20 protein-coding genes are annotated in these 20891 nt (G+C 70.3%); 14 read left to right on the forward strand and 6 right to left on the reverse strand.

All coding sequences use genetic code 11. The annotated features are described in order from the left end of the window. Positions 1 to 252: 252 nt before the first annotated feature. Genes ACQP2T_RS00915 through hypE form a run of 13 tightly spaced genes read left to right on the forward strand, consistent with a single transcriptional unit; the run spans position 253 to position 10120 of the window. A complete protein-coding gene (locus ACQP2T_RS00915) occupies positions 253 to 1293 on the forward strand; it encodes a hydrogenase expression protein HypE (protein ID WP_433514292.1) in 1041 nt (346 codons plus the stop codon). A gap of 18 nt (positions 1294 to 1311) precedes the next feature. Beyond that, the gene (locus ACQP2T_RS00920) at positions 1312 to 3105 is read left to right on the forward strand and encodes a nickel-dependent hydrogenase large subunit (RefSeq protein ID WP_433514293.1); all 1794 of its coding nucleotides are present in this window, start codon (positions 1312 to 1314) and stop codon (positions 3103 to 3105) included. A 9-nt stretch (positions 3106 to 3114) separates the two neighbouring features. Next, on the forward strand, positions 3115 to 3693 hold the full coding sequence (locus ACQP2T_RS00925) for a hypothetical protein (protein WP_433514294.1): 579 nt from the start codon (positions 3115 to 3117) through the stop codon (positions 3691 to 3693). 11 nt (positions 3694 to 3704) lie between these two features. Then, a complete protein-coding gene (locus ACQP2T_RS00930) occupies positions 3705 to 4439 on the forward strand; it encodes a DUF5947 family protein (RefSeq protein ID WP_433514295.1) in 735 nt (244 codons plus the stop codon). Further along, positions 4436 to 4648, forward strand: a complete 213-nt coding sequence (locus ACQP2T_RS00935) for a hypothetical protein (RefSeq protein WP_433514296.1) — start codon at positions 4436 to 4438, stop codon at positions 4646 to 4648. Before ACQP2T_RS00930 ends, ACQP2T_RS00935 begins: the two co-directional genes overlap by 4 nt. Beyond that, entirely contained in the window at positions 4645 to 5325 is a 681-nt protein-coding gene (locus ACQP2T_RS00940; RefSeq protein ID WP_433514297.1) for a DUF6084 family protein, read from the forward strand. The genes ACQP2T_RS00935 and ACQP2T_RS00940 overlap by 4 nt, the downstream gene beginning before the upstream one ends. Positions 5326 to 5328: 3 nt before the next feature. Continuing rightward, positions 5329 to 6357 (forward strand): hypothetical protein, encoded by a 1029-nt coding sequence (locus ACQP2T_RS00945; protein WP_433514298.1) that lies wholly within the window; start codon positions 5329 to 5331, stop codon positions 6355 to 6357. Continuing rightward, positions 6341 to 7123, forward strand: a complete 783-nt coding sequence (locus tag ACQP2T_RS00950) for a hydrogenase maturation protease (protein ID WP_433514299.1) — start codon at positions 6341 to 6343, stop codon at positions 7121 to 7123. Before ACQP2T_RS00945 ends, ACQP2T_RS00950 begins: the two co-directional genes overlap by 17 nt. 51 nt (positions 7124 to 7174) lie before the next feature. Beyond that, positions 7175 to 7282, forward strand: a complete 108-nt coding sequence (locus ACQP2T_RS00955) for a DUF6893 family small protein (RefSeq protein ID WP_372470685.1) — start codon at positions 7175 to 7177, stop codon at positions 7280 to 7282. A 7-nt stretch (positions 7283 to 7289) separates the two neighbouring features. After that, positions 7290 to 7673, forward strand: a complete 384-nt coding sequence (locus ACQP2T_RS00960) for a hydrogenase maturation nickel metallochaperone HypA (RefSeq protein WP_433514300.1) — start codon at positions 7290 to 7292, stop codon at positions 7671 to 7673. Beyond that, positions 7651 to 7923 carry a HypC/HybG/HupF family hydrogenase formation chaperone gene (locus ACQP2T_RS00965; RefSeq protein WP_357938464.1) on the forward strand — a complete coding sequence of 91 codons (273 nt, stop codon included), beginning with the start codon at positions 7651 to 7653 and terminating at the stop codon, positions 7921 to 7923. Before ACQP2T_RS00960 ends, ACQP2T_RS00965 begins: the two co-directional genes overlap by 23 nt. Next, entirely contained in the window at positions 7920 to 9050 is a 1131-nt protein-coding gene (gene hypD / locus ACQP2T_RS00970) for a hydrogenase formation protein HypD (protein WP_433514301.1), read from the forward strand. The genes ACQP2T_RS00965 and hypD overlap by 4 nt, the downstream gene beginning before the upstream one ends. Next, entirely contained in the window at positions 9047 to 10120 is a 1074-nt protein-coding gene (gene hypE, locus ACQP2T_RS00975; RefSeq protein WP_433514302.1) for a hydrogenase expression/formation protein HypE, read from the forward strand. The genes hypD and hypE overlap by 4 nt, the downstream gene beginning before the upstream one ends. Positions 10121 to 10212: 92 nt before the next feature. On the opposite strand, the gene hypF is transcribed toward hypE, so the two are convergent. The 6 genes from hypF to ACQP2T_RS01005 form a co-directional block, all read right to left on the reverse strand. Continuing rightward, positions 10213 to 12585, reverse strand: coding sequence for a carbamoyltransferase HypF (hypF, locus tag ACQP2T_RS00980; RefSeq protein ID WP_433514303.1), 2373 nt, complete (start codon positions 12583 to 12585; stop codon positions 10213 to 10215). Positions 12586 to 12600: 15 nt separating this feature from the next. Next, entirely contained in the window at positions 12601 to 13245 is a 645-nt protein-coding gene (locus ACQP2T_RS00985; protein WP_433514304.1) for a D-sedoheptulose-7-phosphate isomerase, read from the reverse strand. A gap of 35 nt (positions 13246 to 13280) precedes the next feature. Beyond that, on the reverse strand, positions 13281 to 13463 hold the full coding sequence (locus ACQP2T_RS00990) for a HypC/HybG/HupF family hydrogenase formation chaperone (protein WP_433514305.1): 183 nt from the start codon (positions 13461 to 13463) through the stop codon (positions 13281 to 13283). A gap of 146 nt (positions 13464 to 13609) precedes the next feature. After that, positions 13610 to 14191 carry a D-sedoheptulose-7-phosphate isomerase gene (locus ACQP2T_RS00995; protein ID WP_433514306.1) on the reverse strand — a complete coding sequence of 194 codons (582 nt, stop codon included), beginning with the start codon at positions 14189 to 14191 and terminating at the stop codon, positions 13610 to 13612. A gap of 141 nt (positions 14192 to 14332) precedes the next feature. Continuing rightward, positions 14333 to 15316, reverse strand: a complete 984-nt coding sequence (cydB, locus tag ACQP2T_RS01000) for a cytochrome d ubiquinol oxidase subunit II (protein ID WP_433514307.1) — start codon at positions 15314 to 15316, stop codon at positions 14333 to 14335. Positions 15317 to 15328: 12 nt separating this feature from the next. Then, on the reverse strand, positions 15329 to 16708 hold the full coding sequence (locus ACQP2T_RS01005) for a cytochrome ubiquinol oxidase subunit I (RefSeq protein WP_433514308.1): 1380 nt from the start codon (positions 16706 to 16708) through the stop codon (positions 15329 to 15331). Between the two features lie 483 nt (positions 16709 to 17191). Here ACQP2T_RS01005 and ACQP2T_RS01010 point away from each other — a divergent pair, with 483 nt between their 5' ends. Then, complete coding sequence (locus tag ACQP2T_RS01010; RefSeq protein WP_433514309.1) at positions 17192 to 20725, forward strand: lantibiotic dehydratase; 3534 nt, start codon at positions 17192 to 17194, stop codon at positions 20723 to 20725. Positions 20726 to 20891 lie beyond the last annotated feature (166 nt).

Below are 20891 nucleotides of genomic sequence, written 5' to 3' on the forward strand. Positions count from 1 at the left end.
GTCGAGGCTAGGCCACGACCTGGAGTGGGACACCGCTGGCTCACCGACCCTTTGCATTCCCTTATTCCTACCTAAATAGTATGAATACTAACAGGGCCGCACCCCCGAACGTGCAGGAATCGGTAAGGGAAGTGGCCTGGTAGTCCGCATTCCTCCATCGATGTGGTCACTATGTGCATCGAATGCTTACTCCTTGTCATTGGGGGCGATACCTACGGCATTCCCCCAACTGCCGAGACGGGGGCCGGGTACATGAGCGAAACCACGACGAAAACCGCTGTGGACGAGGTTCACGTGCTGTGGACCTCGGAGGGCATGAGCTGCGACGGCGACACGGTCTCGGTGACGGCGGCCTCCAATCCGAGCCTCGAATCGGTGCTGCTCGGCCTGGTCCCCGGACTGCCGAAGGTGCATCTGCACAACAAGGTGCTGGCGGCGGAGACGGGCAAGGACTTCATGGCCCCCTTCCACCAGGCCGCGGAGGGCCAGCTACGCCCGTTTGTCTTCGTGGTCGAGGGGTCGATCCCCAACGAGAAGATCAACGGCGACGGTTACTGGACGTCGATGGGGAACGACCCGGTCACCGGACAGCCGATCACCGTCAACCAGTGGATCGACCGGCTCGCGCCGCAGGCGTGGGCGGTGGTCGCGATAGGCACCTGCGCGACGTACGGCGGCATCCACGCCATGGCCGGCAACCCGACGGGCAGTATGGGGCTCGGCGACTACCTGGGCCACGACTTCCGCTCGGCCGGCGGGCTGCCCATCATCAACGTGCCGGGCTGCCCGGTGCAGCCCGACAACTTCATGGAGACCCTGACCTGGCTGCTGTACCAGGCCGCGGGGCTGGCTCCCATGATCCCCCTGGACAAGGAGTTGCGACCGACCTGGTTGTTCGGCAAGACGGTGCACGAGGGATGCGACCGCGCCGGCTACTACGAGCAGGGCGACTTCGCCAAGGACTACAACTCCCCCAAATGCCAGGTCAAGGTCGGCTGCTGGGGGCCGGTGGTCAACTGCAACGTCCCCAAACGCGGCTGGATGGGCGGGATCGGCGGCTGCCCCAATGTGGGCGGCATCTGCATCGGCTGCACGATGCCCGGCTTCCCGGACAAGTTCATGCCGTTCATGGACCAGCCACCCGGCGCGCTGGTCTCCTCCACCGCCACCGGAGCGTACGGGTCGTTCATCCGCAAGCTGCGCGGCATCACCAACAGGACGGTCAACAAGGAGCCGAAGTGGCGCCACAACCGGCCTGAGCTGACCAGCGGCTACCAACCGGACCACAGCTAGGGGAGAGGGAACGTCGCGGTGACCATCCGATCCAAGGAGGCTCAGGAGACTCGGCAACTGGTCGAGATGTCCTGGGACCCGATCACCCGCATCATCGGCAACCTGGGGATCTACACGAAGATCGACTTCAACAACAAGGAAGTCGTCGAGTGCAAGAGCACCTCCTCGTTGTTCCGGGGCTACAGCGTGTTCATGCGCGGGAAGGACCCGCGGGACTCGCACTTCATCACCAGCCGCATCTGCGGCATCTGCGGCGACAACCACGCGACCTGCTCGGTCTACGCCCAGAACATGGCCTACGGCGTCAAGACGCCGCCGCTGGGCGAGTGGATCATCAATCTCGGCGAGGCGGCCGAGTACATGTTCGACCACACCCTGTTCCAGGACAACCTGGTCTTCGTCGACTACTGCGAGCAGATCGTCAAGGAGACCAACCCCACCCTGCTGCGCAGGGCGGAGACCACCGAGGCACCGCACGGCGACATCCACGGGTACCGGACGATCGCCGACATCATGCGGGCCTTCAACCCGTTCACCGGCGCGATGTACCGCGAGGCGCTGCAGGTCAGCCGGGTCACCCGGGAGATGTTCTGCCTGATGGAGGGGCGGCACGTACACCCCTCGACGATCTACCCGGGCGGCGTGGGTACGGTGGCGACGCCCCAGCTGTTCACCGACTACCTGTCCCGGCTGCTCAGGGTGCTCGACTTCGTGAAGAAGGTCGTCCCGGTCAACGACGACCTGTTCGACTTCTTCTACGAGGCGATGCCCGGCTACGAGGAGGTCGGCAAGCGGCGGACGATGCTGGGCTGCTGGGGTTCGTTCCAGGACCCGGCCGTGGTCGACTACGACTACCGCAACATGGGCGAGTGGGGCCGGGGCATGTTCGTCACTCCGGGCATCGTCCTGGACGGCGAGCTGCGCACCACGAGCCTGGTGGACATCAACCTCGGCATGCGGATCCTGCTGGGCAGCTCGTTCTACGACGACTGGGTGAACGAGGAGGTCTTCGTCACCCACGACCCGCTGGGCAACCCGGTGGACCGGCGTCATCCGTGGAACCAGACCACGCTGCCGAAGCCGCAGAAGCGCGACCTGGCGGGCGGCAACTACAGCTGGGTCATGAGCCCTCGCTGGTACGACGACCGCACGGGCGACCATCTCGCGCTCGACACCGGCGGCGGGGCCCTCGCGCGGCTTTGGACGACGGCGCTGGCCGGCATCGTCGACACCGGAGGCGTCCGGGCGACCGGCAGCAGCGTGGAGATCAACCTGCCCAAGAGCACGCTCCTGCCGGAGATGCGGTTCGAGTGGAAGATCCCCAAATGGTCGAACACGATCGAGCGCAACCGGGCCCGCATCTACTTCGTCGCCTACTCCGCCGCGATGGCCTTCCACTTCCTGGACCAGGCGATGGCCGAGGTACGCGCCGGCCGGACGCGGGTCTTCGCCGACTTCGACGTGCCCGATGACGCGATCGGCTGCGGGTTCCACGAGGCGGTACGCGGGGTTCTGTCCCACCACATGGTGATCCGCGACGGAAAGATCGCCAACTATCACCCGTACCCGCCCACGCCGTGGAACGCCAGCCCACGGGACGTCTACGGCACCCCCGGTCCGTACGAGGACGCGGTCCAGGGCATGCACATCTTCGAGGAGAACGGCCCGGAGAACTTCAAGGGCATCGACATCATGCGTACGGTCCGCAGCTTCGACCCCTGCCTGCCGTGCGGCGTCCACATGTACCTCGGCGACGGGAAGGTGCTCAAACAGGTGCACTCCCCGACGCTCGGCACGAGCATCTCCGGTTAGGGGCGGATCATGTCACTGACCGACCGCGAGGTGGCCGACCGGCTGGCCCGAGTGGACGCGTTGCTGGACGGCGTCGATTCGCTGCCCGACCCGGAGTCCACCATCGAGGTGCTCCAGGCGCTGCTCGACCTGTACGGAGAGGCGCTCGCCCGGATCGTCGCGATTGGCGGGGAACGGCTCGGGCCGGCGCTCGTGCGGGACGAACTGGTCTCCTACCTGCTGGTGCTGCACGACCTGCACCCGCTGGACGTGTCCGCCCGGGTCGAGCAGGCCGTGAGCGGTGTACGGTCCCGGCTCGGCGGCGCGGCCGTGGAGGAGGTGGCCGTGGCCGACGGGGTGGCGAGCGTACGGCTCCTGCGTGGTCGCGGCGGCTGCGGCGGCCGTGGCGGCACCGGCGGCTGTGGTTGTGGCACCGGCGGTGGCGGCACAGCAGGTGGCGGCGCGGCCGATCGGGCGGCCCTGCTGGAGCAGGCGATCCGCGACGCGGCCCCGGAGGTCGACCGGGTGGAGGTCGCGGAGATCGGCCCGCCACCCGTCATGATCACCATCGACGGCCTGCGTCGCGACCCCGGCGCACGGACGTCGTGAGGGAGCGCGGAATGGTGGAAGGGGGTCTGCGCGGCCTCATCGACCGGACGGCCGAGCGGCGCGCGGCTGACCGGCGCGCGGCTAACCCGTCCGGGGCCGACCGGTCTGGGGCTGACCCGTCCGGGGCTGACCGGTCTGGGGCCGACCATGACGGCAACCCCTGCCGGTGCGAGCTGTGTGCCGCGCCCATCCCCGCCGACCACCGGCACCTGCTCGAACCGGCGGTCCGCGAACCGCGCTGTGCCTGCCGCCCGTGCGCGCTGCTCTTCGAGCATCCACCGGCCGAAGGGGACCGCTACCGCCTGGTGCCCGACCGCCGGTGGTACCTGCCGGACTTCGTCCTTGACGACGCCACCTGGGCGAGCCTGGACATTCCCGTCCAGATGGCCTTCGCCTGTCATGACTCGGCCGAGGGCCGGACCGTGATCCGATACCCCGGCCCGGCCGGCGCGGTCGAGGCCGCGGTCGAGCCGGCCGCCTGGGCCGCGGTGGAGGCGGCCAACCCCGTGCTGCGGCGGCTGGCCCCCGACGTGGAGGCGCTGCTGGTCGACCGGACGCGCGACGCGCGAGACCACTGGCTGGTGCCCATCGACGACTGCTTCGCCCTCGTCGCCGTGCTCAGGTCTCACTGGAAGGGCCTTGCCGGCGGCCAGGACGTCTGGAACGAGGTCGGCGCCTTCTTCACCGAGCTACGGCGCCGAGCCAAGCCCATGCCCGTGGGCATGTCGAAAGGAGTTCCACGATGACCGGCTCCATCAAGGTGGGCCGCCCCGATGTGCGGCCCGACATGACCGCGCACCTGAAGGGCGTCCACGAGGGCAATTCGGTCGGCAACTACGAGCAGCAACCCGGCCACCTTCCCGACGGCCGCTCGACGGCGGCGCGATCCACCGGGATCAACTCGAAGGACCGCGACCCGATCGACCCGGCCATGCCCAACCTGTCCCCGGCATGAAGCCGGACTCCGCCTTCGCCACGCGGGAGGACGCGCCGCCGCCGGCGCTCAGGTTCGTGATCGAGAGCGCCGAGGCGGTGGAGCTCGCCGCGGTGCCGACGGTGCGGTTCACGCTGCGGATCGACGGCGCCGGCCCGTCGCCGATCCGCAGCGTCGCGCTGGACACCCACATCCGCATCGACGCCGCCCGGCGCCAGTACGACCCGCCCACCCGGCGGCGGCTCACCGAGTTGTTCGGCGCGCCCGAGGACTGGGGCCGGACGTCGAGGAGCCTGCTGTGGACGCGGGCGGTGACGCAGGTGCCCGGCTTCGACGGGCATACGGTGGCGAGCATCGACGTGGCCTGCACCTACGACTTCGAGGTGGCGGTCGCCAAGTACTTCCACTGCCTGCCGGACGGTGAGGTCCCGCTGACCTTCCTGTTCAGCGGGACGATCTTCTACCTCGACGCCGGCTTGCTGCGAGTGGCCCGGATCCCGTGGGACACCGACGTCACGTTCCGGATGCCGGTCCAGGTCTGGAAGGACGTCATGGAGCACTACTTCCCGCGCGGCGCCTGGCTCCGGTTGGACCGCGACGCCTTCGACCAGCTGTACGACTACAAGGTCCGGCACACGCTGGCGACCTGGGACGACGTCGTGGCGGCGCTGCTGGTGGGCGAACAGGACAGGGGCTGAGCGATGGACCAGGTGACAAAGGTCGCGCGCGCGGTGCTGTACGAGGGCTACCTGCTGTGGCCCTACCGCCCCTCGGCGCTCAAGAACGCGCAGCGCTGGACCCTGGGCGGCGTCTACCCGGAGCGGTGCGCCGAGACGGGCGACTCCTCGCTGATGCGCACCCAGGTGCTGATCGAGGCGGACCCGGCCGACACCATCGACGTCCGGGTCTGCTTCCTGCACTCCGTCGCCCGCCAGGTCGCGCGCGGCACCGATGAGGAGCTCGTGCCGGTCGCGGAGTTGACGGCCGGGGGCGAGCGCCACGTGGCCAGGGACGAGGCGACCGAGCGGGAGATCGCCGCGCTCGGGCTCGACCTCACGGGTCTCGTCCAGCGGGCCGCCGTGGTGGACATCGACATACCCGAGGGCGGGGACGTCGAATGGCTGATCGGCCCGGACGGACGCGGGGTCGGGGCGCTTTCGCGCAGCTGGCGGGCGCTGCGCGGGCGGGTCGAGATCAGCGCGGAACGCCCGGTGCCCGGCCTCTTCCGGATCACCGTCGAGGTCGCCAACACGACCGGCTGGGCGGGCGGCAGCCGTACTGAGGGGCTGAAACAGGCGTTCCTCTCCGCGCACACGGTCCTGCACGCGCCGCGCGGGCGGTTCGTCTCCCTGACCGACCCGCCGGAGGAGCTGCGGCCGCTCGCGGAAGGCTGCGACAACGCCGGCGCCTGGCCGGTCCTGGTGGGCGAGGAGGGCGAGCGGCACACCATGCTGTCGGCGCCGATCATCCTGTACGACTACCCCCGGATCGCGCCGGAGAGCCCGGGTGACCTCTTCGACGCCACCGAGATCGACCAGTTGCTCACCCTGAGCGTGCTCGCCCTGACCGAGGAGGAGCGGCGGGAGATCCGCGACGGCGATCCCCGGGCCAGGGAGATTCTCGACCGATGCGCCTCGCTCACACCCGAGCGGCTCATGCGGTTGCACGGCACGGTACGCGAGATCCGTCCGCTGATCGAACAGGAGCCGGTACATGACCGCGACGGATGACTTCTGGGCCCGGATGGAACGACGGGGCCCGGACACGGTGATCGTGGACGGCGTGACACTCGGCGCGGGCAGCCGGGTGCGGCTGCGCCCACGATCGCGGGCGGACGTCTTCGACCTCGCCCTCGGCGGCCGGGTGGCCGTCGTCGAGAGCGTCGAACAGGACGAGGCGGGCGCCCTCCACCTGGCCGTCACCCTTGAGGAGGACCCCGGCCGCGACCTGGGAGAGGCGAAGCTGCCCGGACACCGGTTCTTCTACTCCGCCGAGGAGATCGAGCCGATCGTGGAGGAGAGCCGGCCCGCCCGCGTCCTGGTCGCGGGCATCGGCAACATCTTCCTGGGCGACGACGGCTTCGGCGTCGAGGTGGCGCGGCTGCTGGCGGCCGAGGACCTGCCGCCCGGAGTGGACGTCGTGGACTTCGGGATCCGCGGCATGGACCTGGCCTACGCCCTGCAACGCGACTACGACACGGTGATCTTCGTGGACGCCGCGCCTCGTGGGGAGGCTCCCGGGACGCTGACCGTACTCGAACCGGCCGAGCCGGAGGCGGGCGTACCCATGGAGACCCACGGCATGGATCCGGTACGCGTGCTCCGGCTGGCCGCCGAGCTGGGCCGGATACCGCGCCGGGTGCTCGTCGTCGCCTGCGAACCGGAGACCGTGATGACCGGGGCGCCGGACGAAGACGTGCTGGTCGAACTGAGTGAGCCGGTACGCGCGGCCCTCGGTCCGGCGCTCAAGACGGTCCGATCCCTTGTCGAGACTTGATCGAAGCCATCGATGGACCGGGGTTACCGAAAACCGAGGAGGTGGAACCGGATGAGGAAGGGGCCTGTGGTGGCTCTGGTGACGCTGTGCGCGGCCGTCGCGATGATCGCCGCGCAATGGCCGGAGATCAAGCGCTACCTGAACATGAGAAGGATGTAGGCACTTCATGCATGAGCTAGGAATGTGCGAGGGCCTGGTCGACCTGGTCCGGCAGCAGGCGGACGGCCGGCGGGTCACCGGGCTGCGGGTCCGGATCGGCGCCCGCCACGCGGTCGTGGGCGAGGCGTTCGACCATGCCTTCGCGCTCGCCGCCGAGGGCAGCGCCGCCGAGGGGGCGGCGCTCGACCTCGTCGTCACGCCCGTCACCGTGGACTGCGGGGCCTGCGGTCACCAGTCGGAGTCCGTCGACGTGCTCGCGGTCTGCGCGCGGTGCGGCGACGACGACGTGGACGTCAGCGGCGGCGACGAGCTGGTCCTGGAATCGGTCCAGTTCAAGGATGGATCGGTCCAGTTTGAGGAGGAAGCGGATGTGCCTCGGGATCCCCGGTGAGCTGGTGGGGGACGTCGAGGAGCACACCGACCTCGCCATGGTGGACGTCAGCGGGGTACGCCGCCGCATCAACATGGGGCTGCTCGCCGACGACCATCTCAAGCCCGGCGACTGGGTGCTCGTCCACGTGGGGTTCGCTCTGTCGAAGATCTCCGAGGCCGAGGCCAAGGCCGTGATGGACATGCTGCACGGCCTCGGGCAGGCGTACACCGACGAGATCGACGCGCTCAAGGAATCGGACATCTCATGATGCGCTTCGTCGACGAGTTCCGCGACGCGGACGCGGCCCGGGCGCTGGCCGCGCGGATAGCCGCCCGGTGCGAGCCGGGACGCCGGTACAAGTTCATGGAGGTGTGCGGCGGACACACGCACACCATCTACAAGCACGGCATCGAGGACTATTTGCCGGAGGCCGTGACGCTGGTGCACGGGCCGGGCTGTCCCGTCTGCGTCATCCCCATGGGCCGGGTGGACGACGCCGTCCACATCGCCCGGCAGCCCGATGTGATCATGACGTCGTTCGGAGACATGATGCGGGTGCCCGGGGGAGCGGCCACGTTCCTGGACGCCAAGGCCCAGGGCGCCGACATCCGGATGGTCTACTCGCCCCTCGACGCGCTCAAGATCGCCCGGGACAATCCGGACCGGCGGGTCGTGTTCATGGCGATCGGCTTCGAGACCACGGCGCCGTCGACGGCGGTGACCGTGCTGCGCGCGGCGGAGGAGGGCATCGACAACTTCTCCGTCTTCTGCAACCACGTCCTGATCATCCCGGCCGTCAAGGCCATCCTCGACTCGCCCGACCTGCGGCTCGACGGCTTCATCGGTCCCGGCCACGTCTCGACGATCATCGGCTGCCGGCCGTACGAGTTCATCGCGCGCGACTACCGGCAGCCGTTCGTGGTCGCCGGGTTCGAGCCGCTCGACATCCTCCACGCGGTCGACCTGCTGCTCGGCCAGCTGGCCGAGGGTCGTGGCGAGGTGGAGAACCAGTACTCGCGGGTGGTCCCGTGGGAGGGCAACCGGATCGCCATGGAGGCGATCGGGACGGTCATGCGCGTGCGCCCGCACTTCGAGTGGCGGGGGCTCGGCTTCATCTCGCACTCGGCGCTGGGAATGGCCGAGGAGTACGCCGCCTTCGACGCGGAGCGGATCTTCGACATCCCCGGTACGCGCATCGCCGATCCCATGGCCTGCCAGTGCGGCGAGGTGCTCAAGGGAGTGCTCAAGCCGTGGGAGTGCAAGGTGTTCGGCACCGCGTGCACCCCGGAGACGCCGATCGGGACCTGCATGGTCTCGTCGGAGGGAGCGTGCGCGGCGTACTACAACTTCGGCCGGTTCAGCCGGGAACGAGTGCGGGAGGCGACCCGGGCGTGACCACCGAGAAGCAGGTCCTCGACCGGATCGAGCGCGTACGGCGCCGCCGCGCGGTGGTCCGGGAAGAACGCATCACCCTGGCTCACGGCTCCGGCGGCAAAGCGACCCGGACCCTGATCGACGCGGTCTTCCTGGAGGCGTTCCGCAATCCGCTGCTCGCCCCGCTGGAGGACGGGGCCACGCTGGCGCTGGACGGTGCCCGCGCGGTGTTCACCACGGACGCGTTCGTGGTCTCCCCGCTGTTCTTCCCCGGCGGTGACATCGGCGACCTGGCGGTCAACGGCACCGTGAACGACCTCGCGGTGTGCGGGGCCCGCCCGCTGTACCTGTCCGCCGGGTTCATCCTCGAAGAGGGGTTCCCGGTCGGCGACCTGCGGCGGATCGTCGCCTCGATGGCGGCCGCGGCGGAGGCGGCGGGCGTCACGATCGTCACCGGCGACACCAAGGTGGTCCAGCGGGGCAAGGCCGACGGCTGCTACATCACCACCGCCGGGGTCGGCGTCGTCGAGCGCCCGGCCACGCCGTCCATCTCCGCGGCCCGGCCCGGCGACGCGGTCATCGTGTCCGGGCCGATCGGCGAGCACGGCGTCGCCATCATGCTGGCCCGTGGCGAGCTCGGCATCGAGGCGGACACGGTCTCGGACACCGCTCCGTTGAACGGTCTGGTGGCCGAACTGCTGGACGCCCTCCCCACCCAGGTGCGGACGTTGCGGGACGCCACTCGTGGCGGGGTTGCCACGGTGCTGAACGAGGTGGCGAGCGCCTCGGGCGTCTCCGTGGTGATGGACGAGGAGTCCGTACCGGTTCAGCCAGCCGTTACCGGGATGTGCGAGCTGCTCGGGATCGACCCGCTTTACGTCGCCTGCGAAGGGCGGTTGGTCGCCGTCGTCGATGGCGAGCATGCCGAGCGGGCGGTGGACATCATGCGCGGCCATCCGGTCGGCGCCGGGGCCGCGATCATCGGGTGGGTCGGGGAGGACCCGCCCGGCCTGGTGCTGCTTCGGACCGCCTTCGGCGGGACTCGCATCGTGGACCTGCTGGTCGGCGACCCGCTGCCGCGCATCTGCTGACGCCCTGCGTTGTGGTCAGCGGTTCGCTCGGTCGCGAGCTGCCGGTGTCGTTGGTCAGCGGGCCGCTTGGTCCCTAGCTCCCGGCGTCGTGTTCAGCGGGTGGCCCGATCCCGAGCGCCCGCCACCACGGCCTGCCCGAGGCTGATGCCGCCGTCGTTGCAGGGGACGCGCCGGTGCAGCAGGACGCGCAGGCCGTGGCGGCGCAGCCCGTCGACCACGGCGCCGAGGAGGAGGGTGTTGCAGAACACCCCGCCGGACAACGCCGCCACCTCCAGCCCGTTGGCGGCCGCGACCCGCGTCGTGGCCGTCACCACCGCCTCGGCCAGCCCATGGTGGAAGCGCGCCGCGATCACCTCCGACGCCTCGCCCCGGCGAAGGTCGCCGACGACCGCGCGGATCAGGTCCGTGCTGTGGATGACCGTTCCGGCGACGTCGACCGGATAGCCGCCACGGACGCTCGGGTCAGCCCGCTGCTCCAGCTCCACCGCCGCCTGTCCGTCGTAGGTGACCGTGTCCCGGATCCCGAGGAGCGCGGACACCGCGTCGAACAGCCGCCCGGCGCTCGACGTCACCCGCTGCGCCGGGCCGTGCGCCACGAGCGCCGCCACGGCCGGCCACCGGTCCTGGTTGCGGCGGACCACGTCGAGGTCGTCGAAGTTCTCGGGGCCGTACGCGCTGTGCAGGAAGGCCGCGGCCATCCGCCAGGGCTGCCGGATCGCCGTCACGCCGCCGGGCATCGGCACCGGCTCCAGGTGCCCGGCCCGCTCGAAGCCCGCCAGGTCGGCGACGAGCAGCTCGCCGCCCCAGATCGTGCCGTCCGTGCCGTACCCCGTGCCGTCGAGGGCCACGCCGACGACCGGGCCGCTCTCGCCGTTGTCGGCCAGGCAGGAGGCGATGTGGGCGTGGTGGTGTTGCACGCCGAGCGGCTGGACGCCGTCGAGGGTGAGGGCGTACTTGGTGGACAGGTATTCCGGGTGGAGATCGTGCGCCACCACCTCCGGTTCGATCCCGAACAGCCGCCGGAAGTGGGCGACGCCGCCGGCGAAGGCCTGCATCGTCGCGTAGTTCTCCAGGTCGCCGAGGTGCTGGGAGACGAACGCGTGGCTGCCCGTCGCCAGGCAGAAGGTGCTCTTGAGCTGCGCTCCGCAGGCGAGAACCGGGCGAGGGAACGCCCAGGGGAGCGCGAGCGGCGCGGGAGCGTGCCCACGGGCTCGCCGTACCGGAACCTCCGTGTCGCGGAACACCCGGACCACCGAGTCGTCGAGGCCCACGTGAATCGGCCGATCGTGGCTGAGGAAGGCGTCGGCGGCCAGCCGCCGCGCGTCCTCGTCGCGGTGCGCGATGGGCTCGCCCGACAGGTTTCCGCTGGTCAGTACGAAGGGGCGGCCCAGTTCGCGGGCCAGCAAGTGGTGCAGCGGCGTGTACGGCAGGAGCACGCCGATGTCCCGGTTGCCGGGCGCCACCGAGACGGCGATGGGCGAGCCCGGGCGTCGTGGCAGCAGCACGATCGGGCGACGCGCGCCGGTGAGGGCGGCGACCGCCCCGCTCGCCTCACCGTCCAGCACACACAGCTCGCGTACGGCGGCCAGGTCCGGCGCCATCACGGCGAACGCCTTGTCCCCACGGTGTTTGCGGGCCCGCAGCGCCGCCACCGCGTCCTCGTCGGTGGCGTCCACGGCGAGATGATGGCCGCCGAGTCCCTTCACCGCGAGGACGGAACCACCGCGGAGCAGCGCCGCCGCCTCGGACACCGGATCGCCCGCGACCATCGCGCCGTCGGGGGTGTGCAGGACGAGGGTCGGACCGCAGGCGGGGCAGCACACCGGCTGGGCGTGGAAGCGACGATCGCGGGGATCGCGATACTCCACCGCGCATGCCGTACACATGGCGAAGCCGCGCATGGTGGTCGCGGCGCGGTCGTACGGGATGGCCGTGATGATCGTGAACCTGGGGCCGCAGTTGGTGCAGTTGACGAAGGGGTAGCGGTAGCGGCGGTCGGCCGGATCGAACAGCTCGGCCAGGCAGTCGTCACAGGTCGCCGCGTCCGGCGACACATGCGCGCGTGGGACGCCGCCGATCACGCCCGGTCCGCCGATCACGCTCATCTCGCTCGGTACGCACGTCCCGCCCGGTCTACCCGTCTTGCTCGGTACGCACGTCCCGCCCGGTCTACCCATCTCGCTCGGTTCGCCCGTATTGCTCGGGACGATGCGAAAGCCGCGGGCGCCTGTGGGCGGCACCGATTCCACGCCCACCCGGTCCACGACCGCCAGTGCGGGCGCGTTCCACCGGACCGCCTCGACCAGCGCGTTCACCGCTCCCGCTGGGCCCTCGACCTCGATGAACACCCCGAAGCCGTCGTTGCCGACCGTGCCCGACAGGCCGTACTGGACGGCCAGGCCGTGGACGAACGGCCGGAACCCCACACCCTGGACGATGCCCTCGACCCGAATCCGGGAGCGCACGATCGGGTCCAACGGTCAGTCCGCCTCGTCCAGCGCCCGCCGAACCGACTCCCACAGCACATGGCACACGGTGGCCTGCGCCTCCTGGATCCGATGCACGGAGGAGGACGGGATGACCAGCAGATGATCGACGGCACCACACTCGGCCAGTTGGCCGCCTCCCGAGCCGGCGAGCCCGACGGTCACCATGCCGAGGCGTTTGGCCTCCTGGAGCCCACGCACGACGTTCAGCGAGCCGCCGCTCGTCGAGATGCCCATCGCGATGTCCGTACCGGTGCCCAGGGCGGCGAGCTGCCGGGCGAAGACCGCCTCGAAGCCGATGTCGTTGGTGAGCGCGGTCAGCAGCGCGACATCGGCCATCAGCGACATCGCGGGCAGCCCTCTATGTCCGGGTCCGGGAGCGAGGAACAGGTGGGCCACGGCCTGCGCGTCGGTGCTGCTGCCCCCGTTCCCGAAGGTGAACAGCCGACCGCCGTCGGCGAAGGCCGCGGCGAGCGCCCCGGCGCACGCGGCGATCCGGGGGCCGAGCAGGGTGAGCACCTCTCGCCGCAGCGCGACGATCTCCCTGGCCTTCTCCGCCGTGGACCGGGTCACCGTGGCCAGCAGCGCTTCGACATCGCCCGCCGCAGGGGAGAGAAAGGGGTAGAGGGCGTCACTCACGGCCTTCTCCCCAGCACCGCTCTCCCCAGCACCGCTCACTCCGGCACCGTTCTTTCCGGCGCTGTTCTCTCCAGCACCGCGATGGCCTCTTTCGCGTGCACCAGGACCACGTCTCCGGCCCGCGCGTCGACCAGCCGCACGCTGATCTCCTCCGCACCGACGGCGGTGTCGGCCAGTGCGAGGTGGCCGGGCAGCAGGGCGACGATCCGAACAGGCACGGCCGTGTCCGAGCAGGTCACACACACCTCATCGGGACACTCCGCACTCGACCGACCCGAACCTCCCCGCGAATTCACGGGACTCGACCGGCCCGAATCTCCCGGCGAATTCACCGAACTCGGCTGGTCCGGATCTCGCGGCGAGGTCATCGGGAGACCTCCGTCGCCGCGAGCCGAGGGTCGTTCAAGAACACATGCACCAACTCCCACAGCACGTGATATGTCGTCATTTGGAGCTCGCGGGCGACCCGCGGATCACGGCTGCGTGCCGTGAGAAGGTGATCCACCATCGCGCCGTCGAGCCCGCCCGCCTTGGTCAGCGCCAGCGTCGTCATGCCCATCTCGCGCGCCACGGCGAGCCCCGCCGCCACCTCGTCACAGTCGTCGTCGACCGTGATGCCCACCGCGACGTCCCCGGTGCGCCCGAGCAGCCGCAGCTGGGTCGCGAACACTCCCGCGCGGGCGAGCCCGCTCATCGCCGACGCGTCATTGGCCAGCGAGAAGGCCGGCAGGGCGCGCTTCCCCACGATCACCGGATGGACGAACTCCACCGCGAGATGCGCCGCGTCGGCCGCCGACTGGCCGGTGCCGAAACTCAGCAGCCGACCGCCCCGATGGAAGCACAGGGCCACGGCATGACACGCGCGGGCGAGCCGCTCGGCATCCTCCGCCAGCGCGAGGCCGGCTTCGTCGCGTTCCTGGAGAGATGTGCCGAGAACGAGTGTCATGGATGATCCTTTCCTCGGCTCTCGATTCTCAGTTCCCCCGGGAGAAAGGCTGGCAATCGCGTTTTACGGGAGGTTGGAGTTTCGTTTCCTTTTAGCAGCGACAATGTAGACAAATGGCTGTACCAGTACAGAGAAAAGACCTCAACTGGCGCTGATCCGGTGGCGAAAGACCCAATAAGTCCAGCTCTGATAGAGCACCACCAGCGGCAGAAAAATCGCCGCGATCCTGGTCATGATGCCGAGCGTCTTCGGCGTCGAGGCCGCGTTCTGGATGGTCAGGCTGTAGGCCGGGTTGACCGTCGAAGGCAGGACATTGGGATACAGGACCGCGAACAGGCAGATCACGGTCACGCCGACGGCGATGGCGGACAGCAGGAACGCCCACCCCTGACGGCCCTTGGCGACGGCCCCGAGCGCGGCCACGAAGGAAAGAGCGGCGAGAGCGGCCAGGATCACCGTGCCGGGCCCGCCGCCGTGGAACTGCGTCCAGACCAGGAAGGTCACCGCGAGCACGGCCGCGACACCGCCGCTCTGCAGCGCCATTGTGGTCGCGCGCCGGCTAATCTCGCCGCTGGTCTTCAACGCCACGAAGACGGCGCCGTGCGTGACGAACAGAAGCAGCGTGGTCAGCCCGCCGAGCAGCGCGTACGGATTGAGCAGATCTCCGGCCGTACCGACGTAGTCGTGATGGGAGTCGAGCTTCACGCCCCGCACGATGTTCGCGAACGCGACCCCCCACAGCAGCGCGGGCACGAACGAGCCGATCGCGATGCCCGCGTCGCACCACCGCCGCCACGTCAAGGAGCTCCGCTTGCCGCGATACTCGATGGCTACCCCGCGCACGATCAGCGCCAGCAGGATGAGCAGCAGCGGGACGTAGAACCCGCTGAACAGCGAGGCGTACCACTCGGGGAAGGCGGCGAACGTGGCGCCGCCCGCGGTGATCAGCCACACCTCGTTGCCGTCCCAGACGGGGCCGATCGTGTCGAGCATCGCCTCGCGTTCGGCGTCGTTCCGCGCCATGACGTGCAGCAGCATGCCGACGCCGAAGTCAAACCCCTCCAGGACGAAGTATCCGACCCACAGGATGGTGATCGCCACGAACCAGATCTCGGTGAGTTCCACTACCCGATCCCCCTAGTAGGCGAAGGACGTCTCGCCGCCGTCCTGCGGCTCGGCACCGTCGGCGGGCGGCGGGGCCGCTCTGCCGTACTTGATCATGAGACCGACCTCCACCAGGGCCAGCGCGCCGTACAGGGCGGTGAAGACGATCAGCGAGGTGAGTACGGTTCCCGCGCCGACGCTCGGTGAGACGCCACGCGCGGTCTTCATCTGGCTGAAGACGATCCACGGCTGCCTGGCCATCTCGGTGAAGATCCACCCGAAACTGTTCGCGAGGAAGGGCAGCACGACCGACCAGACGGCGGCCTTCCAGACCCAGTCCTTGCCGTGGATCCGTCGTCCACGGGTCATCCAGAGCAGGACGAGCGCCACCAGCGCGGCGAGCATGCCGAAGCCGATCATCAGCCGGAAACCCCAGTAGGCGACCGGGATGTAGGGCCGGTAGTCGCCAGGTCCGAACCGGCGCTCGTACTCCGCCTGGATGTTGTTGATGCCCTGGACCTTGCCGCTGAACGAGCCGGTGGCCAGTTGGGACAGCAGGCCCGGGATCTCGAGCCGGTAGATCGGCTTGGTGCCGTCCAGGGTCCCGATGGTGAGCAGGGAGAACGGCGCCGGCTGCCGCGTCTCGTAGAGCGCCTCGGCAGCGGCCATCTTCATCGGCTGGGTCTGCGTCATGATCTTGCCGAGCAGATCCCCGGACACGAGGGTGCCGAGCGCGCCCAGCAGCACCGCCACGATGCCCAGCCGAAGCGACGGACGAAAGACGTCAATATCCCGCTTTCTAGCCAGATGCCAGGCGGAAACCGCCATGAAGATCACACCACCGGCCAGCCAGCACCCGAAGATCGTGTGCGGAAAGGCGACCAGGAGGACCTTGTTGCTCAAGACGGCCCCGAAGTCGACCAGCTCGGCCCGCCCGTCGACCCGGAAGCCCACCGGCCACTGCATGAACGAATTGGCGGCCAGAATGAAGTAGGCGGACAGCACCGTGCCGAACGCGACAATCCAGATACACGCGAGATGCACCTTCTGCGGCAACCGCTCCCAGCCGAAGAGCCACAGCCCCAGAAATGTCGACTCCAGGAAGAACGCCAGCAGCGCCTCCAGCGCGAGCGGCGCCCCGAAGATGTCGCCGACGAACCTGGAATAGCTACTCCAGTTCATCCCGAACTGGAATTCCTGCACAATCCCCGTCACCACGCCCATGGCGAAGTTGATCAGGAAGAGCGTCCCGAAGAACTTGGTGGCGCGAAGGTAGGCCGCCTTGCCGGTCCGCACCCAGGCCGTGTTCAGGATCGCCACCAGCAGTGACATCCCTATCGTGACGGGCACGAACAGGAAGTGGTACACCGTAGTAACCCCGAACTGCCAACGCGCGAGATCCAAGGCGTTCATGGTCGCTACTGTACGTATCCAAGCATAGCCAGCGTGTCATGACACACTGCGCCGTCACCACCGCCTACCTGTGCTGGCGAAGCGCTGGAGGTGTGATCACCGCTGTCAGACGTCAGCCTTCGTCCGAACCCTCCCGGGAGCAGTCGATCCACAGCGCTCCGGCTTGTGCCGTATCCCCGAACGTTCGCCGGGTATCCATTCTTCCGCTCCCCCAAGGGGGTTGCTCCTCCTAGGACCCCAGTCACGACTCCCCCGAAGGGGTTGCTCCTCCCAGGACCCCTGCCACGACGGACCGTCACCGGGGTTGAGACGGTCGTGTGACGAACCATCCGGGGGAACCAGTGCGGACACCGCGAGCTCGTGGGCGATCGTCTTCGCGGCACAAAACGGGCGTCACACACGTGCGACACTCGGTGTGACACTCCGTGTGACAGGTCCGCCGAGCCGTCCCGGCGGCGGCAGCTGGACGTGGGAGGCAGCAGCGTGCAGCGTTCGCAGCCGTTCCGGCACTTTGACGCGGCCCTGATCCGCGCCGCCGCGCACGCAGCCGAACCGAACGTCCCGCCCTGGCCCGAACCGGGCTTCCCGCCGCTTCCCGAGCCGGATGTCGTGCCGTGGTCCGAACCGCATGTCCTGCTGTCGCGCGAGCCGGATGACGAGGCAGCCGATGTCGAGCGGTGGTGCGAGTGGCTTGTACAGATCTGGGCGCGGGAATCCGTGGCAGCGGCCGTCTCGCTGGCCAGCCCGGTCCTGGCGGCCCAGATCGAGGCAGTCCGCGCGGGCCGTCGGCCCCGGCCCGGTCGCCTCCGGCGCATGGCGCTGTCGCTGGCCCGGTATCTGGTGCGGATGCGCGGCCGAGCCACGCCTTTCGGGACGTTCGCGGGCGTGGCCCCGCTCCGCTTCGGCGCGGCACCGGAGCACCCCGCCGGAGCCCCGCGTACGCGGACGACCGCGGACGGCGTGTGGCTCGCCGCGGTGATCGCCCGCCTGGAATCGGACCCGGAGCTGCGGCATCGCCTCCCGGTCATGGTGAACGATCTCGCGTTCGTACGAGGAGAACGCCTCGTGGTGCCCTGGCAGCCGCATGCCGGAGACCCGGCGCGCAGCGAGCTGACGCAGCTGTCGGTACGGCACAGCGCGGCCGTCCGCACGGTCATGGAGCTGGCCCAGGCACCCGTTCGGGCCGGTGACCTGGTCGACGGGCTGGCCGCCGCGTTCCCCGGCGCCAGGGTCCCGGCGATCGAGGCGATGGTCGCGGAGCTGGTCACGTGCGGGGTGCTGATCACCAGCCTGCGCCCTCCTTCGACCAGCGTCGACGGGCTCGCGTACGTGCTCGACCAGCTGCGGGACGCGGCGGCGAACTCGCTCGGCACCACGCCGCAGGACCAAGTACGAGAGGCCGTCCCGCAGGACCAGGAGCAAGAGGCCCCGCAGGACCAGGTAGAAGCACTCCCGCAGGGTCAGGTACAAGAGGCCACCCTGCCGGGCCGGGAGGCCGAGGTTGGCTCGCTGGGCCGGGGGTCCGAGGTGGCTCGGCTGGTTCGGGAACTGCGGGCGATCCACGTGGGGCTGCGGGTGGCCGACCGCGCGACCGGCGAGACCGGCAAGACCGGCGCGACCAGCGAGGCCGCCGTACGGGCCAGGCGGGCGGTCGGGGCGCGGATGCGGGACGTGGTGCCGGTCGAGGTCGCCCAGCCTCTCACGGTGGACCTGCGGCTGGGCGGCAGCGTCGTACTTCCCCGGGAGGTGGCTGCCGAGGCCGAGTCCGCCGCCGGGGCGTTATGGCGGCTGACACCGGACCCGGCTGGTCATCCGGCCTGGCGGGAGTACCACGTCATGTTCCTGGACCGGTACGGGGTCGGTGGTGTCGTACCGATCGAGCAGCTCGTCGATCCCACGGCGGGGCTGGGGTTCCCCTCCCATTACGACGGGCCGGCCGTTTCCGCGCCCCTGTCGCGCAGGGATCAGCGCCTGCTGGCCCTGGCGCAGCAGGCGGCCCTGGACGGCGCGCGGGAGATCGTGCTGGACGACGCCGCGATCGAGGCTCTGGCCGCGGACGGGATGGACGGGGCGCGACCGGTCCCGTACATGGAGCTGGTCGCCGAAGTCTGCGCGCCCACCACAGACGCGCTGGCCGCCGGAGCCTTCACCATGACGGTCCTCGCCGTCGACGGCACGGCCGCCGGCCTGGCGGGCCGGTTCACCGACCTCCTGAGCGACGGGCAGGACGGCGACCGGCGTGACGGCCTCCCACGCGGCCGTGACCAGCAGGGCGGCGGTTGGCAGGACGGTGGCCGGAGTCAGATGGTCGGCCTCTACGGTCGGCTGCCCGTCGCGGTGGACGGTGCCGTGCCCGCCCAGTTGTCGTTCCCCGCCCGGCACCCGCGCGCCCAGGACGTCGCCCGTACCCCGCTCCTGCTGCCGGAGCTGATCTCCCTGGCCGAGCACCGTGCCGGCCAAGATGGGCGGATCTCCTGGCGCGATCTGGCGGTCACGGCGGACAACGACCGGCTCTACCTGCTGTCGCCCTCACGGCGACAGGTGGTGGAGCCGGTGCTGAGCAGTGCGGTGGCGCGGCATGCGATGCCGCCGATCGCGCGCCTGCTGTTCGAGATCCCGCGTGCTCGAGCGGCTGTGGTGTCGCCGTTCTCCTGGGGGGTGGCGGCGTGTCTGCCGTTCCTGCCGCGGGTCCGCTACGGCCGCAGCGTGCTCGCGCCCGCCCGGTGGCGCGTCCCCACTGAGGTCCTGCCCGGGCCGGACGCCGCGTGGCGGGAGTGGGTGCGGGCCATGACAGAACTGCGCGCCCGCCTGCGGCTGCCCGCCGCCGTGTCCGTGGGTACGGCGGACCGCCGGCTGCGCCTGGATCTCGACGAGCCCATGAGCCTGGCGCTGCTCCGCGCCCACCTGGACGGCGCCGGCGAGGCCGCCGTCGTGTCGGAGGCGGCGGGACCGGCGGACCACGGCTGGTTCGGCCGCCGCGCGCACGAGGTCGTCATCTCGCTGGCCGCCACCGCACCGCCCGCCCGTGCCCCCGCCGCCGTGACGGTGCCGGGTCCGTTGCCGCTGGTCGGGCGGGAGGACGGGGTTCTGCCTGGGGCGCGAGTCCTGTACGCCAAGTTGTACGGGGATCCCGGTGTGGTCGACACGATCCTCACCAGGCACCTGCCCGACCTGCTTGAGACCTGGGACGAGCCGCCGATGTGGTGGTTCGTGCGTTACCGCGACCCTCGTCCGCACTTGCGGCTGCGGCTGCACCTGGTCGGCGAGCACGACTACGGCCCGTTCGCCGCCCGGGTCGGGGCGTGGGCCGCCGAGCTGCGTGGTCGTGGTCTGGTGGGTGACCTGGTCCTGGATACGTACCACCCGGAAACCGCACGATATGGATCGGGAGAGGTCATGGCCGGGGCGGAGGCCGTCTTCGCGGCCGACTCCGCCGCGGTGGTCGCCCAGCTCACGGCGCTGTCGGCGGCTCGCCACGTACACCCGCACGCGCTCACCGCGGCGAGCCTGGTCGATCTGACGGCCGCCCTGATGAGAGGGCGGGCGGCGGGGGCGCGTTGGCAGATCGAGCACCCTCCGGCCGGGCACGCTGCCCCGAATGACCGCGAGGTCGTCCGCCAGTCGGTCGCCCTGGCGGACCCAGACGCGGACCGGGCGGCGCCGGTGGCTCTCCCGGGCGAGGATCGGGCGGCGCCGGTGGCTCTCCCGGGCGAGGATCGGGCGGCGCCGGTGGCTCTCCCCGGCGGGGACCGAGCGACGCTCGCGGCTCTCCCCGGCGGCTCGCGGGTCGTCACGGCGTGGGAGGAGCGGCGGCGAGCCGTGGCCGCCTACATGGACCGCCTGCGCGGTGCGCCACATCTGACCGAATCGTCGGTCGTGGCGTCGTTCCTGCACATGCACCACATACGGGCGCTCGGGATCGACCGCGACGTCGAACGCCGGTGCCGCAAACTGGCCCGCGCCGTCGCGCTGACCTTCGCCGCCCGCGACGACACTTCACTTGGTGTCGACGAGTGACGCTGCCTACGACGACTCCTCGCCTGGCATCGGTGACTGACGGCGTCCGCGACGACGCCGCACCAGCCCCCAGGCCACGGCCCCCAGCCCGCAGCGGGCCGTGGCCTGGGGGCTGCGGCTGAAATCGCTCGGCGCCCGTGTCCTGACTGATCGCCTGGCGCGGTGG

This window comes from Nonomuraea sp. CA-143628, from assembly GCF_050942315.1.
Taxonomy (GTDB): Bacteria; Actinomycetota; Actinomycetes; order Streptosporangiales; family Streptosporangiaceae; genus Nonomuraea.

Coding starts and splice junctions, on each gene's coding strand:
- ACQP2T_RS00915 (WP_433514292.1), top strand. CDS start 253: ATGAGCGAAACCACGACGAAAACCGCTGTGGACGAGGTTCACGTGCTG.
- ACQP2T_RS00925 (WP_433514294.1), top strand. CDS start 3,115: ATGTCACTGACCGACCGCGAGGTGGCCGACCGGCTGGCCCGAGTGGAC.
- ACQP2T_RS00930 (WP_433514295.1), top strand. CDS start 3,705: ATGGTGGAAGGGGGTCTGCGCGGCCTCATCGACCGGACGGCCGAGCGG.
- ACQP2T_RS00935 (WP_433514296.1), top strand. CDS start 4,436: ATGACCGGCTCCATCAAGGTGGGCCGCCCCGATGTGCGGCCCGACATG.
- ACQP2T_RS00940 (WP_433514297.1), top strand. CDS start 4,645: ATGAAGCCGGACTCCGCCTTCGCCACGCGGGAGGACGCGCCGCCGCCG.
- ACQP2T_RS00945 (WP_433514298.1), top strand. CDS start 5,329: ATGGACCAGGTGACAAAGGTCGCGCGCGCGGTGCTGTACGAGGGCTAC.
- ACQP2T_RS00950 (WP_433514299.1), top strand. CDS start 6,341: ATGACCGCGACGGATGACTTCTGGGCCCGGATGGAACGACGGGGCCCG.
- ACQP2T_RS00955 (WP_372470685.1), top strand. CDS start 7,175: ATGAGGAAGGGGCCTGTGGTGGCTCTGGTGACGCTGTGCGCGGCCGTC.
- ACQP2T_RS00960 (WP_433514300.1), top strand. CDS start 7,290: ATGCATGAGCTAGGAATGTGCGAGGGCCTGGTCGACCTGGTCCGGCAG.
- ACQP2T_RS00965 (WP_357938464.1), top strand. CDS start 7,651: ATGTGCCTCGGGATCCCCGGTGAGCTGGTGGGGGACGTCGAGGAGCAC.
- hypD (WP_433514301.1), top strand. CDS start 7,920: ATGATGCGCTTCGTCGACGAGTTCCGCGACGCGGACGCGGCCCGGGCG.
- ACQP2T_RS00995 (WP_433514306.1), bottom strand. CDS start 14,191: ATGACACTCGTTCTCGGCACATCTCTCCAGGAACGCGACGAAGCCGGC.
- ACQP2T_RS01005 (WP_433514308.1), bottom strand. CDS start 16,708: ATGAACGCCTTGGATCTCGCGCGTTGGCAGTTCGGGGTTACTACGGTG.